Below are 17,139 nucleotides of genomic sequence, written 5' to 3'. Positions count from 1 at the left end.
AACCGAACAGCTTTAAGCTGCCCACGTACCTAACGTATACATGAGCTTATGCTGGCCAATGCTGCAGGTAGTCATTTATATTTGTTTTTACCAGCTAAATCAAGACCGTTAAAAATCGAACTACGGCCTGTTCTTAACTCTACTTACAAGACCTCAACACCAAATGGATAAACTGTTTTTTGATAGCTGGGAAAGTATAGCCCGTACATTTTTTATAACCATACTTGCTTATGTGGCTATGGTTATACTTTTACGGAGTTCAGGAAAGAGAACGCTTTCCAAAATGAATGCCTTCGACTTTATTGTTACTGTTGCTTTAGGCTCTTCTTTAGCGACTGTTGCGTTATCCAAAACTGTAACACTAGCAGATGGTGTGTTGGCTTTCTTTCTGTTGATATTTTTACAGTATGGTATAACCTGGCTCTCTGTACGGGTGGATTTTATAAAAGACATCGTAACAAGCCGGCCTGTTTTACTGCTTTACAAAGGAAAACTTCTGAAGGATGTTCTAAAAAAAGAACGCATCACGCTTGAAGAAATTAATGTTGCTGTCAGGAAAAAGGGTATCTCGGATTTACAACAGGTTGAAGCTATTGTGCTGGAAACGACAGGCGATATAACTGTTGTGAAGGAATTTAGCCGGGAGCCGGCAGAAACGATGCAGCACGTAAAACATTACCCGGAGCAGCAAAGCAGGTAAATTAATCTACACACCCTCCTATCCTCTGGATAACCCATCCTGCTATTGCTTTCGTAGAAGATTGCGTAGTATTGAAAAATATAAGTAGCTTTCCTAAAATATAAACCGCACCGTTATGGCAAAATCACAAGATTCGAAGAAAGAAGTTAAAAAGAAGCCTGCTAAAACAACTAAAGAGAAGAAGGCAGAAAAGCAGGAAAAGAAAAAGAATAACAGCCAGATTTAATGTTCTGGCATTAACCCAATAACAAAAGTGCCCCGGTTTTATACTTCGAAGTATAAAACCGGGGCACTTTTAATTTATAGCACAAGCTAAACCTGATGCTATAAATTATTTTATTTCGCCACCTACACGTGTTGGCTTTCTAAGGGTCGGCCAGGTAGTTTGCTCGCCTGTTCTTGGGTTGATTGGCATTACGATTCTGTCGCGCGATGCCGTTTCCGGATCTTCGCTGGCCATGTAAGTAAGTATAGCTGCCAGAATTACGTTGCTGCGCACATCATCAAAAACAATCTTATCATACGTATCGCGGTTGGTGTGCCAGGTATAATTGCCATACGACCAGCTTAAAGAACCCAGCATGAAGGCCGGCGCACCCGCTGCTACAAACGAAGCATGGTCTGAGCCACCGCCACCCGGGAAACCAGGGAATGTAGTCTTGATCTCGCTTGTGATCGCTTGCGGTACCGGAGCCATCCAACGGCCTAAATAATCATATGCATTCAGGAAGCCCTGCCCTGAAATGTTAGCCACACGGCCAGTACCATTATCCTGGTTAAATACTGCCTGTATATTTTTTACGATTTCCGGATGATCTTCCACAAAAGCAGATGAACCGTTCAGGCCCTGCTCCTCGCTACCCCAGTGCCCAACTAAAATCGTACGCTTCGGGTTAGGGTACATCTTCTTCAGTACGCGCATTACTTCCATCATCATGATCGTACCGGTACCATTATCTGTTGCGCCCGTGCCGCCATCCCAAGAGTCGAAGTGCGCAGACAGAATCACATATTCATTTGGTTTCTCGCTTCCTTTTATCTCAGCGATGGTGTTGAAGGCTGGCATTTTGCCCAGATTTTTAGAGGATGCCTGGATCTTGATCTTTGGTTTCGCACCATTTTCTACCATCCTGAACAGCATACCGTAATCTTCCAGCGCCACATCAATGGTTGGAATTTTAGTAGTATTGGCACCAAATATTTTGTTTACACCAAAGCCGCCAGACCAATTAGACATTACAATACCGGCTGCGCCGGCTTTCTCTAAGGCTTGTGGTAAAGTACGGGCTGTATGGCCGGTTTTGCTGATTCTTTTGCTCCAGGCTTCTGTCATCTGCGTTCTGGACGCTTTCATTTTTTCCATGGATTCTTTCAGCGCAAACTCCTGCCAGTTATAATCCGGGCGGCCGGTTGGCTGCATCATCGAGATCATTACCAGCTTTCCCTTCACACTTGGCAGCCACTTCTTAAACGCAACAGAATCCTGCAGATCCGGTACAATGACAAGCTCAGCTGTAACGCCATTGCCTTTGGTAGCAGGGCTCCAGGCCAGTTGCGTGGCCTCCAGAGATTGTACTCTCGGGTGTACCATATCCACATGCGTTACGCCACGCTCCCATCCACGCCACTCGCCCCATTTCTCGTTGCGGGCCTCTATGCCCCAGTTTTTATACTTGCCAACAGCCCAGTTATGCGCCTTCTCCATTTGTGGCGTACCTACCAGGCGCGGGCCAATTACATCCATCAGTTCGTAGCCCAGTTGCTCCAGTTGAGAGTTTTCTGTGGCTTCTTTAATGATGTTGTCCACGACAGGTTTGGAGGGTTGAGCGTAACTGACACTCGCTGAAATCATGAGGACGAATAACGTCCGGAGGGTGTGTTTTTTGTACATAGTTAAATGTTTGAATAAGGTGTACAGTACCCGGGAATGAAGGATCCGAGTTGAAACAACCAATTTAGGAATTTAACTCTAATTTATACTTTACTTCAGAACACAAGCGCATAAAAAAAGCAGTACCGGATTTGCCAGCACTGCTTTTTAAAGTATAAACTTGGTTTTTTTATGCTCTTGATAATTGTCTCAGGTGAGATACGTGCGAGGCCACTGCCATCCGCATCTTCGGAAACTCGTGGTACATCACACCATATTCGGCGCAAGCCTGCTTGATGATCTTGCTGATGGCCGGGTAATGGATATGGGAAATCCTCGGAAATAAGTGGTGCTCGATCTGGAAATTCAGGCCACCTACCAACCAGGTTATCACCTTGTTGTTGGTAGCGAAGTTAGCCGTTGTTTTAAGCTGATGGATTGCCCACTCGTCTTCGATGCGGTTATCCGGCTGACTTACAACCGGGAAGTGCGCTTCTTCTACTGTATGCGCTAACTGGAACACGATACTCATTACAAATCCGGTGAACACCCCATAAATCAGGAAACCGATAAGCCAAGGCAGGAAACCAACCGTTAAGATCGGAACTACTACGAAGAAAGCTGCATGTATAGCTTTAAACGCCCAGAACGAAATATGGTCTGCCGTTTTCATCTTCTTTAAAGGGAAGTCGCCCACCTTTTGCGTGAAATACTTCTGATAATCCGAGAAAAACACCCAGTAAAAAAACAGCATCGAATAAGCTGCCCAAAAGTATAAATGCTGAAAGCGGTGAATTTTTAATCGCTTCTGGCTTTCGCATAAACGCAGAAACGGACCGGCATCCAAATCATCGTCTATGCCATCAATATTGGTATAAGCATGGTGAATAACATTGTGTTTTGTATTCCACATAAATACATTGGCACCCAGCACATTAAGTGATAGCCCCGCAATATCGTTTAGTTTTTTGATCTTACTGAAACTGCCATGCGACCCATCATGCATCACATTAAAGCCCATACCCGCCGTTAAGCCGCCCAGCACAATACATTCTAAAATGGCAATAATGGTAATTGGTGTAAAAAAAACCAGGTGAATATAAATAGCGATCAGACTGAGCGCCAGTATGCTGGCTTTAAGGTATAATTTGTAATTACCAGTGGTAGAAATACCTGTTTCCTGAAAATACGTGTTGATGCGTTTCTTAAGTTCGGCGTGGAAAGAGCTTTTTTGAGCCTGAAATTTGGGTGTCGCCATAAATGAATTTAACGTAATGATAGTTTGTGAGCTGTTTCTGCTTTTAAATTATTATAAAGCCTACAAATATAGCAGAATAAAGAATTAACTCTTAGTGCAAAAAAATATTGTAAGCGCCTGTAGCCAATTAACTGTGTTTTTTAATATGCTAATAAGGTATAGCAGCAACCGGCTTATAAGCCTTAAGTTTTACGACTAGAGAAAAATTTGGCTTCAGAAATATGTATTACTTTCCCTGTTTTTTCTCTTTTTATCCTGAAAGCATCTTAAACCATTCCGGATTTAAAGTATAAAAAGGTAGCAGGGCTTAAAAGTATAAAAGCAGGAGAAGCCGCTCTTTAACAGAATCAGTTCCTCCTGCTTTTAATAGGTTACTACTTAGTAATTGTAGATTTGCTCGTAATATTCATGGGCCATCCTGTCAGAGCTAAAATGCGGTACTACATCGCGCATACTTTGCTTGGTAATACGGAGCCATTTTTCCCTGTCCAGGTAGTAAGCCGGAATGATCTCATTTTCAAGTATACGCATCATGTTGTGGTAATCCTGTTCATCCTGCACTTCAGAAGGCAGCATCGTATCTACAACCGGAAGTATAAAACTGTTTTCGCCGTGGCGCGCAAACTCCGGAATCCAGCCATCCTGCACCGAAAAGTTAATAGCACCGTTCATGGCGGCTGTCATGCCACTTGTACCGGAAGCCTCGCGAGGCCTTCTCGGTGTATTTAACCATATATCAGCTCCCTGCTTTAACTTTCTGGAAAGGTCGAGCTCATAACCAGTTAATACTGCAAAATTCTTTTGCCTGTACGAAAGCTTCAGTAACGAATTGAATATATGAACTGCACCGGCATCAAACGGATAAGGCTTACCTGCCCAGATCACTTGGATGGGTTGCTCTTTTCTGTTGATGAGTTCAAAGAACTGTTCTATATCACGTAACAGCAGATCAGCTCTTTTGTAAGCAGCGAACCGCCTTGCCCAAACGATTGTAAGCACATCCGGATTAAATAATTTACCGGTCTGGTCAGCAACGGTTTCAAACAACGGATGCTTCATTTCGCGCTTTCGCTGTGCCAGTGCTGCATTATCGTCTGTTTCTAAGGCATGATAAAGGGCCTTATCACGCCAATATGGTACATTTTGGGCATTCGTAATCGCTTTTATCTCGCAAACGCCTTCGTTGCCATACCACATTTGCCTGGCAACTTCACCATGTAATTGCGATACACCATTGGATACTTTTGATAAACGCAACGCAGCCAACGTATGATCAAACATGTGGCCGTTCATACCAGTTATGTTGCGGGTTTCCTCAAGCGGTACATCGTTAAAAAAGCCCATCCTATCCAGAAAATGAATTTCATGCTCTTCGTTACCGGCTTTTTCCGGGGTATGCGTTGTGAAAGCCATATGCTTACGCACCTCGTTCACATCCCTGAATTTATCATACAAATGAAAAGCAACTGGCAAACCGTGGCCTTCGTTCAGATGATAAATGTCTGCGCCACCTAAAGCATCCACTACTTTAGCACCACCAATTCCTAAAACTATACTTTGTGCAATTCTGGTAGATGCCTCTTTATCATAGAGCATGTGCGTGATAGTACGGGCCAGGTGGTCGTTTTCAGGAAGATCGGTAGTGAGGAAATACATCGGAACCGTGCCAAACACATCAGGCCTCAGCAACATAGCTTTTACATGCACCGGGTGCTTATTTACATGTACAGTAACGGTTATGCCACAATCTTCGAGGTAAGTATAAAATTTCTTCTGAAACTCGACACGCATCGTCTGATCGTTATTCAGCCCCTGGTTGTAATAACCAAATTTCCATAGGATGCCGATACCGATCATGTTCTGATGCAGGTCATAAGCACTTCGCATATGCGAGCCCGCTAAAAACCCCAACCCGCCTGAATAAGTCTTAAGTGCCTGATGAACAGCAAACTCCATACTAAAATATGCTATTCTTTTGCCATACTTTTCATCGATGCTATGCGCATGCGGCCACCTGTTGTTTTCTACCATAACTGTAATTTTTACTATTCTCTTAACTCCTATGTCATCACAATAGGTTTCAAAATGATAAATGTTCTATTTATCTTCCGATTGAATGATCAGAAAACACAAATCTATGACGAGGTATGCAATTTTAAAGCCAGTAAGAATTTTTGCTCTTACTTTACTTGCATATCACTTGCTTCAGCAGAGTATAAAAGCCATCATAACCGTGTTATAGTTAATTTAATCCACCATCTTCAGGTATAGGCCTTCATTTTCTTTGGTTTTTTGTAATCGAAGTATTATAGATTTAATGCATAACCAATAGCTATACTGCCTTTCGCTTAAGAATATTATAAAAATATTTGAAATAAATTAACTGCTCCTCAAACACTTACGAACCTTACCTATTAAACAGCGATTTAGTATTTGCAAAACAAAGAAGAGGCTGTATATTTGCAGCATCAAAACAGTAGCACGGTCCGTTCGTCTAGGGGTTAGGACTTCAGATTTTCATTCTGGCAACAGGGGTTCGATTCCCCTACGGACTACTTCTTACAATACCAAAATCAGCAAAAAGCCTGCAAATTAAATATTTGCAGGCTTTTTGCATTTTGTGCCCTACCGGATCTTTCGGCTTTTCTCCAGGAAAAGGAGTGCGATTCGGTGCGTCATTTTAAAGCAGTTTACTGACTCACCGAATCCGGCATATCTACTTGAAATTCAGCATGTACAGGTCTTGTACATCTTGAATCTGGCTGGCTGCAAGGCTAACTTTATTTCACACTTAAAGCCACAGAGCCATGAGCAAGTGCATTAGTATCATCTTTTACCTCAAGAAACCAAGAAATTATGCCTCAGGCCCTGTGCCCATTTACCTGCGTGTGACCGTAGCCGGAAGGAGAGCCGAGATTTCCACTGCCAGGGAATGCGAGCCCCGCCGCTGGATCTCCTCGGCCGGAAGGGCATCAGGAAACAAGGAAGCGGTGCTTGCACTGAACGCCTACCTGGACACGCTCCAGCAAAAGGTCTACGAAGCACACCGTCACCTGCTCGAGCATGGGAAAGAAGCCACAGCTGAAAAGGTAAAAGCTGCTTATCTGGGCAAACAGGAAAAAACAATAACACTGGTGGAAGTACTGCAGGCGCTTTACCAACGGGTGCAGGCTTTGCTGGGAATAGAATATGCCCCTGCCACGCTCAAAGGCTACCATACCTGCTCGGTGCACATACAGGGCTTCCTGCAGTCTAAGTACGGGCTAAAGGACCTAGACTTAAATCAAATAGACTACGGCTTTGTCTGTGACTATGACTTTTATTTAAGAAGCACCTGTGGCTGCTCCAACAATTCCACCCTCAAGTACATCAAGCTGCTCAAGAAAGTGACCAGGGAATGTTTGCACCAGGGCTTGCTCGAGAAAGATCCCTTCCTGTACTACATAGGCAAAGTGAAGCAGCTGGAACGGGTATTTTTATCGGAAGAAGAACTGGAAAAGATCGCTACCAAAGAAATGGTTACCGAACGATTAAGCCAGGTACGGGATATTTTCCTTTTCTGCTGCCTCACAGGCCTTGCCTGCACCGACGTGCAGCAGCTCACAAAGGAAAATATCATCAGGGGCATTGACGGGGAAGCCTAGCTCTCTGTTCACAGGCAAAAAACCGGCACCCCTACCCGCCTGCCCCTTTTGCCTGCCGCCAAAGCCATCCTTGCCAGCTACCAGGAACATGCCCAGTACCTCTACAAAAACAGGCTGCTGCCCGTGCTGAGCAACCAGAAGATGAACGCTTACCTGAAAGAGATCAGGGACGTGTGCGGCATCCAAAAGCAAGTCACCTTCCACACCGCCCGCCATACCTCTGCCACCACTGTCACCCTGCTCAACGGGGTGCCCATGGAGAGCGTCTCCAAGATGCTGGGTCACACCTCTATCAAGACCACCCAGCACTATGCCAAGGTTTTGGATGTAAAAATCAGCCAGGACATGCTGCTGCTCAAGGGCAAGTACCAGCCGGAGCCCAGGTAAAAAGAAGGCAGCAGCGCTGGCTGGGAATACAGTGGAAAGGGAATGCGAGTATAAAAGGTGCCAGAGAATAGAAAACTTCTACTTCTCTCCTACCAGTCCACTTTCAGATTCATAGAAGGAGGTGCCACATACTTTTGGTGCAGCAACATCCTTACAGCTGGGAGGACAGGTTTGCTATCTATAACGAAAGCTTTCTTCTTTCCTGCTACACCAAATTTTAGGGCTATATTTAGTAAAAGTGTTAGTGGAAACAGCATAAACCCGAGACAGCCAGAATGGAAGTCGGTAAATATTTTAGGCTTTCTTTTACCATTCTCATTTTCATAAGTGACAGCCTTAAACCTAATGTTCAATTACCAAAATAAGCAGATTGCCAACCCTCTTACTTTTAAACCACAACCCGCTTTCTTTTCTCAGTGCTGGCAATAATCTCAGGCATCATTTTTTAAAAGCTATTTAAAAATTTCAAATTAAACTTGTTTAGCTTTCATTATATTGTTTAAACACTATCTTTGGCTACATTATAGAAAACAATTTTATAATAGTTTCTTATAAGTTTAAGAATATATGATCAGACACCTGACATCCATCAACACAAGTAAAATCAGAGCACTGTTTAGTATGCTACTGGTAACTTTTGCTCTGGGGCATGGACCCGCAACCTTAGGTCAATCTACCGGGGTACGCATTGGAACCAGTCCTGCCGCTTCGCCGGACCCCAGCGCCATGCTGGACATTTCTGCTACCGATAAAGGTTTGCTCATTCCGCGCCTTACTGAGGTGCAGCGCCAGGCCATTGCCAGCCCCGCCACCGGCCTGATGGTTTTCCAGACCGACGGTTCCTCCGTGGGGTTCTGGTACTACGTGAGCCCCGGCGGCTGGACGTCTCTGAGCCCCGGCGGCGATAATTTAGGCAACCATACGGCCACTCAAAACTTCAACCTATCCGATAAAGTGCTGGTGGGGCAAACAACCTCTGCCGCCGCTGTAAGTACCACCGGCTTACGGGTAGATTCTGACGGCAAGGTGAACATAGGCGCCAAACGGGATGCCGCCGTTTATGCGGGGTTGGAAGAACATACTGGCGCCGGTATCCTTTCTACCGGAACATTCAAGTATGATGGTAATTTCAATACTATAGCAGGTCCTGGCGCCAGGTTGCTCTGGTCGCCGGAAAGAGCTGCTTTCAGAGTCGGCCAGGTATACAGTGACCAGTGGGATGGCGCGAAAGTGGGCCCTCATTCGGTAGGCATGGGTTTAAACGTCCTGGCTTCGGGTAGCTATGCCATTGCTTTGGGTCAAGGAACAAGAGCTTCCGGTGATAATTCATTTGCATCGGGCTTTGATACAGAAGCTTCGGGCATTCATGCCATTGCTTTGGGTTACGGAACCAGAGCTACAGGTAATCATTCGTTTGCATTAGGTACTCGGACAGAAGCATCCGGGCATTTTAGCACTACCATTGGTTCATGGGTATCTACAGACAATAGGCAAGGCTCAGTAGTCATCGGCGACCATAATTATACTGAAATTGTTACTAAAGCAACTGCCAATAATCAGATGATAATGCGCTTTACTGGTGGTTATAAGCTATACACCAATGCAAATGCTACATCTGGCGTAGAAGTATCTGCGGGGGGCGGTTCCTGGAGCTCTGTTTCAGACAGCACCCGCAAAGAGAACTTCCGCCCCATAGACGCTGAGCAGGTGCTGCTTAAAGTGGCAGCCCTGCCCATCACCGAGTGGAACTACAAGTCTCAGACCGCAAATGAACGTCACATAGGCCCCATGGCTCAGGATTTTTACGCCGCCTTCCGTCTTGACGGCATCGGCCGCAACACCACCATTAACACCGTCGACATTGATGGAGTGAATATGGTAGCCATCCAGGCACTGGAGAAAAGAACAACGGAACAGCAAAAGCAGATAGAGCTGCTACTTCTTCAGAATGCCGCGCTGCAAGCCAAAGCCGAGAAAACTGATGCCGATTTGCAACACCTGCAGGATCAGCTGACCAGGCTTTCAGGTAAACTACCGGCAGGTGTTCAAGCAAAGAAATAGTCGCAGCCATATTTAACAGGCAACCAGCTTATGAGATTTTTAAGAGAAATGAAAGCAGCATTGCTTTTTGCTGTTTGCCTGGGTTGGCTTGCCTCTGAGGGGCAGGCGCAAGGCATCACGAATAACGGTGCCTCCATCTTTGTATCCGGCGGGGCGGTGCTTACCGTGAAAGGCAGTTTCGTGAACAGCGTCAGCGGGGCCGCCGTGCCTTCCGTAGAGAACAACGGGACCATTCAGGTATCAGAAAATTGGCAGTTTAACAGCCCGGCTTTATATACCGGTTCCGGCACCTTAGAGCTAAACGGCACCAGCGTTCAGCAAATTTCCGGTACAGCGGTACATAACCTGCAAGTAAACAATAGTGCCGGTGCTACGCATTTTGATAACCTTACTGTTACCGGCAATTTAACCTTTACCAATGGGAGTTTAATGGCCGTAGCTGGCAAAACCTTGACCCTGGAGGGCAGTATCACGGAAAACATAGACCGCCTCTATAAAGGTGAACTAACCAAGGTCATGCCCATAAGCCCTGCAATTACCAGCCAGCACTTTGGCAACATAGGCGTGATATTACAGAACCCGAATGGCGGTGATTGGGGTGAGGTAACCATCTCTCGGAGAACCGGGGCGCTTGGCACAATAGCCAACCCCAATAACCCCACTATTCAAGGCATTGAACGGCACTGGGATATAGCATCGGAGTTTACGCCCACAGGCAAAAATATTGACCTGACCTTAAGCTGGCTCACCAGTGAGAATAACGGCCTGACCTTTCCCGGAAATATGGCGCAAGTATGGAAAAGTGAAGACAAGGGCGCTACCTGGCTAGCAGTAGGTAGCCTGGCACCGATTAACTTGTCTCAGGATGGCAACTTGCAGAGCGTCACTGTGCAGACCCGGAGTTCCGCCATGTGGACCGTCAGTGATGCGTCCTCGCCTTTGCCGGTAACTTGGCTGCACTTTAACGGCAAGGCTACCGATAAGGGCAATGAGCTAAGCTGGTCTACCGCTTCTGAGAAAGACACTGAATCTTTCTTTGTGGAGCGTGCCGTCAATGGCCGTGACTTCCAAAGCGTAGCAGAGGTGGCCGCTGCCGGCAACAGCAGCATCCAATTACACTATAGGTACACGGACAGTGCCCTGCCGGTGCAGGGCCATACGCTATACTACCGGCTGAGGCAGGTAGACCTGGACGAAAAATTTGCATACAGTAAGGTGATTGCGGTCAACAGGGAGGACAAAACAGACGGGCTGAAAATTTCATTCTTCCCTAACCCCTTCTCCAAGAAGCTAACGGTAAGCGTAAACAAGCCTATGGAAACAGCTCGGTTCCGCCTGTACAACCTTCAGGGCAAGGATCTCTACCATAAACAGTTGGAGGTGAGAGATGGCAATGTGGTCCTGGACGGACTGTCCGACCTGGCAGTAGGCCTCTACCTGCTGGAGATTACTGCCGAAGGGACTACGAAGGTATTCAAGGTCCTAAAGGAGTAAAGTGGCGAAGCCCGGTGCCTGCGGAGGTACTGGGCTTTTTTCGTTTACTTTTTCTAATGGAAAACTTCCTGACGTTTTCCTGATCGCGGGTGCCTAATGGGAGCCAAAGAAAGAGCGCTATCTAAAGTATTGATAATAAGCCGTGTTCACTGGGAGTTAAGATTCCCCTACGGACTACACAGTAAAGCTTATAAACCCGCTCCGTTAGTTAACAGAGCGGTTTTTTTATTTCCAGAGTAACAGAAAACAATCCTTCTGATACTCTGTACTTTCCATTAAAAACAACTTCTCTTCTATCTTGCATTCAAAATAAGCGGATGAAGCAAGCCCCACTATAATCTTCACTAAAATGTGTAAGGTATTTATCGCTAACTCTTATAAAGTAAGCGTATACTTCATACTTCAGGTTTAATCCCTTCAATTATTTCTAATCTTATAAGCTGGTCATAATCAAGTATGTTGCAAAACAATTGAAGGACTACTGTATACTGACTTTCTTTTGTAGTTTCTGTGCCAAACCGGAGATTCAGCTCTTAACTCCAGGGCTAAGGCATTGCATGCTTACGCTTTATACTGTACTACTCATCTGCTATAAGTCCGGCCAAATAAAGGCTGCATCTTAGACTGCTCTCGCACCCTAATTTTTGGCCAGGCCACTGCCCGATTTATATAAATCTGGCACTCGTAGTACATCCAGTCAATCTATAGAAGCTGGCTTAATGGCAAACAGGTTTGCTTCGGGTTGCAACGCTGCATTTCCGCTGGCAAAAGTGCCATAGATTGCTATCTTTGTTAGATACACAACATCCACTCTCACAGACCTTGTATGAAGATATTTTTATCACTTCTGTTTCTGCTGTTACTCAACACAGAACTTACCACTGCACAACAATTACCTAACATCCTGCCCCTGCGTGAAAGAGCTGCCGTTGAAGATGCCCTGCTGCAAGAGCGCCTGGAAAAACTGCTTCCAGACCTGATGCGCCGGGAAGGCATGGATATGTGGGTGATTGTGGCCCGAGAGTATAACGAAGACCCGGTAGCTAAGACCATGTTGCCTGCTACGTGGCTGGCTGCTCGTCGGCGCACTATCATACTTTTCCACGACCAGGGACAGGGCAAAGGCGTGGAAAAACTGGCCGTAGCCCGCTACGATATCGGCAATCTGATGAAAGGGGCCTGGGCACCGGAGCAGGAACCTAACCAGTGGAAAAGGTTAGTGCAGTTAATTCAGGAAAGAAATCCAAAGAAGATTGGACTGAACTTCTCCTCTACCTACGCCCACGCTGATGGCCTCACCAAAGCCGAATATGATTCCCTGATGCACTACCTGCCTGAAACCCAGAAAAAAGCGGTGGTATCGGCCGAGCGCCTGGCAGTGGATTGGCTGCAGACAAGAACTGAGCGGGAGTTGGAAGTATATGAACAAATCAGCCGCCTGGGGCATAGTATTATTGCAGAAGGCTTTTCCGAGGGTGTGATTCAGCCGGGTGTTACAACTACCGAAGACGTGATGTGGTGGTACCGGGAGCGCATTGCCTCCCTGAAGCTGGAAGCCTGGTTCCACCCGACCGTAGATGTACAGCGCGCCAACCCGGGTGCAGGCGATTCGCAGCGTTCTTTCTCACAGCGCCCCGGCATGGAAGTGATTCTGCCTGGCGACCTGCTACACGTAGACCTGGGCATTACTTACCTCGGCCTGAACACCGATGTACAGCAACTAGCCTATGTACTGAAGCCCGGCGAGGCAGAAGCTCCCGAATACCTCAGAAAAGCTTTAGCCACCGGCAACCGCCTGCAAGACATCCTGACCTCAAAATTTAAAGAAGGAAAAACCGGAAACCAGGTACTGAAAGAGGCGCTGGCACAGGCCAAGAAAGAAAAGATAGTAGCCAGTATTTACTCGCACCCCATTGGTTACCACGGCCACGGCGCCGGCCCTGCCATCGGTATGTGGGACATGCCGCAGGGCGTTCCCGGCACAGGCGATTATCCGTTGCGCCATAATACGGCTTACGCCATCGAGCTCAACGCTAAAGTAAACCTGCCCGAGTGGAACAACAAAGAAATAAGGGTGATGCTGGAAGAGCAAGCAGTTCTTACGCCAAACGGGGTTCGCTACATAGACGGCCGTCAGAAAGAGCTACTGCTTATTCCGCGTAAAACAACTTACCTGAAGCAATAGCTTTACCAGTCGTAGTTATCAGAGAAGACTATATTTAATGCAGAAGGTTACCGCCTAAATGCAATAACCTTCTGCATTAAAACGATTGTAGTAACTAAATGCAAAGTGAAGAAAACTGCACTTGTACTCTTTTCTCCTTTTTGCCCTTTCGGTTTTGTTATTTTCAGTTGCAGTATTACATCGTCCAGGTTATCAGGCATTCTGCTGTTTCCTAAAACTTAATTGCTGAATTTTCTTTTTGCATCACCGTACTTGATTACTATACTATTAAGATCAAGGATTGGAAAATCAGTTCTTGCGCTAATAAAAGAGGCTGTATTTCTGGTAGTGCCTTTACTGTTAGAACTGACTAGAAGTATGAAGCCTTTCTTCATCTTATAAATTCAAACAGGTAAGTCTATGCTAACGGTCAAGTATAAATGTTGTGTGGGTATCGGGCCAATCCCATGGCTATTTGTTCAGTACTAAGCTTATATGATGGTTGTATGTATTTTCTTTTTTTTCATTTTTGTTAATACGCCAAATAGGAGCACAATTAGCAAGGCAATGAAAAATATAGTTGTTGAGCTACTTTTTATGATTGAAAATCCACTTGTAATAGTTACATATACTTTGTCCAAGTGTGGATATAGATATAGCATTAAAATTATCCCCAAATTTTCAAGATAATCTGCGATGCCGCTTATGATTGGTAGTATACATAAATACACAAAAGATCCATTCAGCTTGCCGAACTTGCTGAGAAAATAACCCATCACCAAACAATACGAAAGCCCGAAAAGAAAGGGATATAACATATCCACAGGTAATTGAGTGGTTAAATAAGTTTCACGCCCTTCCTTTCCGAGTGAGCCGAACAACGCATTTACATAATTGAAGTCGTACCCGGCTGGCATCATATCTAACAACTTCATACCATATGAGTACCGCATAGTGGCTGGAATTGTATAGGCCAGCATGAAAACGTAAATTATGTTGGTCAGCACAAAAAGGCCTAAAACCTTTTTGCCTGATATGTTCTGTTCAATTAACTTAGTTAATCGTTTCATTCTTTATTACAAATAAGTGCTAACGGCCTGTTTTAGAAGCGAATGAACGTAACAGTTATGTAGCTTAAAGACCTTGCCCCAAGAAGCTATGCTGCTGAACTATAGTTAATAAAATTTTTACGTCCCCCCAAATCTGATTTAATTATGCGGTTTATACTTTCATCAGATTTTAGGCAAGCATTACCTTTTATCAACTTTTATTCCTTTCCATTGTACGCCCTGAAAATCCATTAATATACTATACTCTCCTGGTTTGCTTTCCACAAATATGACAGACTCTTCAGAGGTATTATCTGTAAAAAAAGTACTTTCATTTTCAGGATATAATACGCCGTTATTGTCACCCTTTTGATAGACATACAGGCTATCGTTCTCCAGCTTAATTGTCAGTGTTAAGTGACCCGCATTTGTAAGATCGTAAGTCCCTTCGTATTTCTTGAGGATAGATGGCGAAACGTAAACTGATTTCCGATGGATGGCTTCCGGCATTTGCACTGTATCCCCTTTCATCATACTTTGTAAATCACTTACCAGCTTTTCAAAAGGAATAGCATCATAATTTGTAAGAAAGACTATGGTATAATTGTCTTCGAAATTTCGCTCTATATATGCCCGTTTACCGCGTGTTCCTCCTGCATGAGAAATGCTTCCATTAAGGGTTATTGCCTTATAATCCTGCTGGTTTAATTGTTTTAAGAAGAGCTCCAGATCATCTGCAGTAGAATGTAAATTTCCCATCTTCATATCATCCTTTGGGAAAGAACATACACAAACAAGGTTGTTGTCGTCATCCAGAAAATGTCCGTAAGCATAATCTGTCAATTGGCCTAAATCTTCATCAAAATTATCTCCTGAATCTTGCATACCCAAAGGCCTGAAAAAGACATCTTCAAGAAAGCCTGAGAAAGAACTGCCATGCAGCTGACCAATGATATAATATAACAGTTGATAACCAACATTGGAGTACTGCTCTTTGGTACCGGGAAAAAACTCTAAAGTCTCTTTGGCAGACAGGCCAACCACCTCATCAGCAGTAAGCGCTATGGGATGCTTTATGCTTTCGCGTAATTCTCTGGGCAAACCGGAACGATTATCCAGAAGATGCTGGATAGTTATTTTATCGCCATCAGGAAAACCCGGGATATATTTTTCCAGTAAGTCCGTTCTTTTCAGCTTGCCTTCATTTTCTAGTTTTACCAGGCTTACTTTTGCAAACAGCTTGGCAACTGATCGTAAATCAAACTGACTTTTTTCAGTTACAAAAAGGGTCGAGGAGGTATCTGAGCTTATATTATAAGCTTTTCTCAGGATGAGTTTACCATCCTTTTCCAGTAGAACTACACCGTTGAATTTACCTAGTGCAGTAAGCTTGGATAGGTATGTATTGCTTAAGGGAAGCAGTGTATCTTTTGCTGCGCCTGCCTGTGGCGCGGCTGAGTGAATGCGCGGACTACATCTCACGAAAGTGAATGCAATGCATAAAATTAAAATGTACTTCATCTTTTTTTTCACAAAGGAAAAACAAGTTATACATTACGAATTGTAAAAATGGAAACCTCTTTAATGGCGAAGCATAAACTCAGGTACATTATTGAAAAAATGCCGTGGTGTTACCCCACAAACTTTTTTAAAATCACGAATGAAGTGTGACTGATCAAAATATCCGTAAGTATAGCTTAGCTGCGTGAGGGATATGCTGGCATTTTTCATCTTATATTTTACCAGAGCCAGAATCCGTACGGTAATGATAAATTTTTTCAGGCTGTACATTACCTCTTTTTTAAAAACCTTATTCAGGTATTGCCTGGATTTATTAAAAACAGTACTTAAATCGCTTACCGTAAGAATCCCCTGTTGATCATAAATATGCATACAGACAGCTTTTACTACTTCCATCGAAGGCGTCAGGCTGATACATTTATTCTTCATATACTGATCAACAGTTGAATACCGGTTAGCCAGAGGTTGTTCGTTAAATAACTTATCATGGAGATCCAGTAAACTTGCATCATAATTTACCAGATCCACTACGCCACTGGCTTTTACGGCAGAGAAAAAATAAGCATTAGCCCAGGGTTGTACTTTAATGGCAATAAAAGTAAGCGTATGCTGGATTGTAATTTTATATGGTGGTTTTAAGTTATGAATAGTAAACACCTTATTGCTTAACGGAATGAAATCGTTCTTGCTACTGTAAGAAAAGCTACCATCCATCTCTTTAAAGAACACAAAATCATAACAACAATCGTCGATGATGGGTATGTGCTTTATAACACTGTTACTTTGGATATGGATGAAGTAGTATTCTTTTAATACTGACTGGAGAGATTTTTCCGGATGCCTGGTTTCTATGATCATTCCTCTAAAAATTACAAAGAAATTTTTAGAGAAGCCCTATACTTATTCTGATTTGTTGGCAATAGCTGGTTTTGAAACCGAATAGCGCTCTTAAATGCTACTTACCTAACGCAAGATTACCAGCTAAAGAGCA

At 44.4% G+C, this 17,139-nt stretch carries 11 protein-coding genes, 1 tRNA gene and 1 pseudogene; 7 read left to right on the top strand and 6 right to left on the bottom strand.

Annotated features, from left to right (window positions below; translation table 11 throughout):
• The first annotated feature begins 163 nt into the window (after nt 1-163).
• Nucleotides 164-700: a DUF421 domain-containing protein gene (locus tag DP923_RS06335; RefSeq protein ID WP_112305016.1), complete on the top strand. Its 537-nt coding sequence runs from the start codon at nt 164-166 to the stop codon at nt 698-700.
• A gap of 331 nt (nt 701-1,031) precedes the next feature.
• On the opposite strand, the gene DP923_RS06330 is transcribed toward DP923_RS06335, so the two are convergent.
• The 3 genes from DP923_RS06330 to glgP form a co-directional block, all read right to left on the bottom strand.
• Entirely contained in the window at nt 1,032-2,591 is a 1,560-nt protein-coding gene (locus DP923_RS06330; protein WP_112305015.1) for a M20/M25/M40 family metallo-hydrolase, read from the bottom strand.
• 169 nt (nt 2,592-2,760) lie between these two features.
• On the bottom strand, nt 2,761-3,828 hold the full coding sequence (locus DP923_RS06325) for a fatty acid desaturase family protein (RefSeq protein ID WP_112305014.1): 1,068 nt from the start codon (nt 3,826-3,828) through the stop codon (nt 2,761-2,763).
• 378 nt (nt 3,829-4,206) lie between these two features.
• Complete coding sequence (gene glgP, locus DP923_RS06320) at nt 4,207-5,859, bottom strand: alpha-glucan family phosphorylase (RefSeq protein ID WP_112305013.1); 1,653 nt, start codon at nt 5,857-5,859, stop codon at nt 4,207-4,209.
• 452 nt (nt 5,860-6,311) lie between these two features.
• On the opposite strand from glgP, the gene DP923_RS06315 reads away from it, so the two are divergent.
• The 6 genes and pseudogenes from DP923_RS06315 to DP923_RS06290 all read left to right on the top strand — a co-directional run bounded on the left by DP923_RS06315 (nt 6,312) and on the right by DP923_RS06290 (nt 13,599).
• Nucleotides 6,312-6,383 (top strand) — tRNA-Glu (locus DP923_RS06315).
• Between the two features lie 252 nt (nt 6,384-6,635).
• On the top strand, nt 6,636-7,472 hold the full coding sequence (locus DP923_RS06310) for a site-specific integrase (RefSeq protein WP_207801948.1): 837 nt from the start codon (nt 6,636-6,638) through the stop codon (nt 7,470-7,472).
• A gap of 24 nt (nt 7,473-7,496) precedes the next feature.
• A pseudogene (locus DP923_RS16785) lies at nt 7,497-7,859 on the top strand (site-specific integrase); the annotation flags it as partial.
• Between the two features lie 567 nt (nt 7,860-8,426).
• Nucleotides 8,427-9,920 (top strand): tail fiber domain-containing protein, encoded by a 1,494-nt coding sequence (locus tag DP923_RS06300; RefSeq protein ID WP_112305011.1) that lies wholly within the window; start codon nt 8,427-8,429, stop codon nt 9,918-9,920.
• Between the two features lie 30 nt (nt 9,921-9,950).
• The gene (locus tag DP923_RS06295) at nt 9,951-11,414 is read left to right on the top strand and encodes a T9SS type A sorting domain-containing protein (protein ID WP_112305010.1); all 1,464 of its coding nucleotides are present in this window, start codon (nt 9,951-9,953) and stop codon (nt 11,412-11,414) included.
• 826 nt (nt 11,415-12,240) lie between these two features.
• Nucleotides 12,241-13,599 (top strand): M24 family metallopeptidase, encoded by a 1,359-nt coding sequence (locus tag DP923_RS06290; RefSeq protein WP_112305009.1) that lies wholly within the window; start codon nt 12,241-12,243, stop codon nt 13,597-13,599.
• A gap of 470 nt (nt 13,600-14,069) precedes the next feature.
• On the opposite strand, the gene DP923_RS06285 is transcribed toward DP923_RS06290, so the two are convergent.
• The 3 genes from DP923_RS06285 to DP923_RS06275 form a co-directional block, all read right to left on the bottom strand.
• Complete coding sequence (locus DP923_RS06285; protein ID WP_112305008.1) at nt 14,070-14,648, bottom strand: hypothetical protein; 579 nt, start codon at nt 14,646-14,648, stop codon at nt 14,070-14,072.
• Nucleotides 14,649-14,828: 180 nt separating this feature from the next.
• Nucleotides 14,829-16,148: a serine hydrolase domain-containing protein gene (locus DP923_RS06280; protein WP_125047658.1), complete on the bottom strand. Its 1,320-nt coding sequence runs from the start codon at nt 16,146-16,148 to the stop codon at nt 14,829-14,831.
• 60 nt (nt 16,149-16,208) lie between these two features.
• A complete protein-coding gene (locus DP923_RS06275) occupies nt 16,209-17,006 on the bottom strand; it encodes a helix-turn-helix domain-containing protein (protein ID WP_112305006.1) in 798 nt (265 codons plus the stop codon).
• Nucleotides 17,007-17,139: the final 133 nt, after the last annotated feature.

The sequence above is a fragment of the Pontibacter arcticus genome, from assembly GCF_003284895.1.
GTDB classification, from domain to species: Bacteria; Bacteroidota; Bacteroidia; order Cytophagales; family Hymenobacteraceae; genus Pontibacter; species Pontibacter arcticus.
The sequence above is the reverse complement of the archived record's forward strand: the minus strand, read 5'-3'. Positions and strand labels throughout refer to the sequence as shown.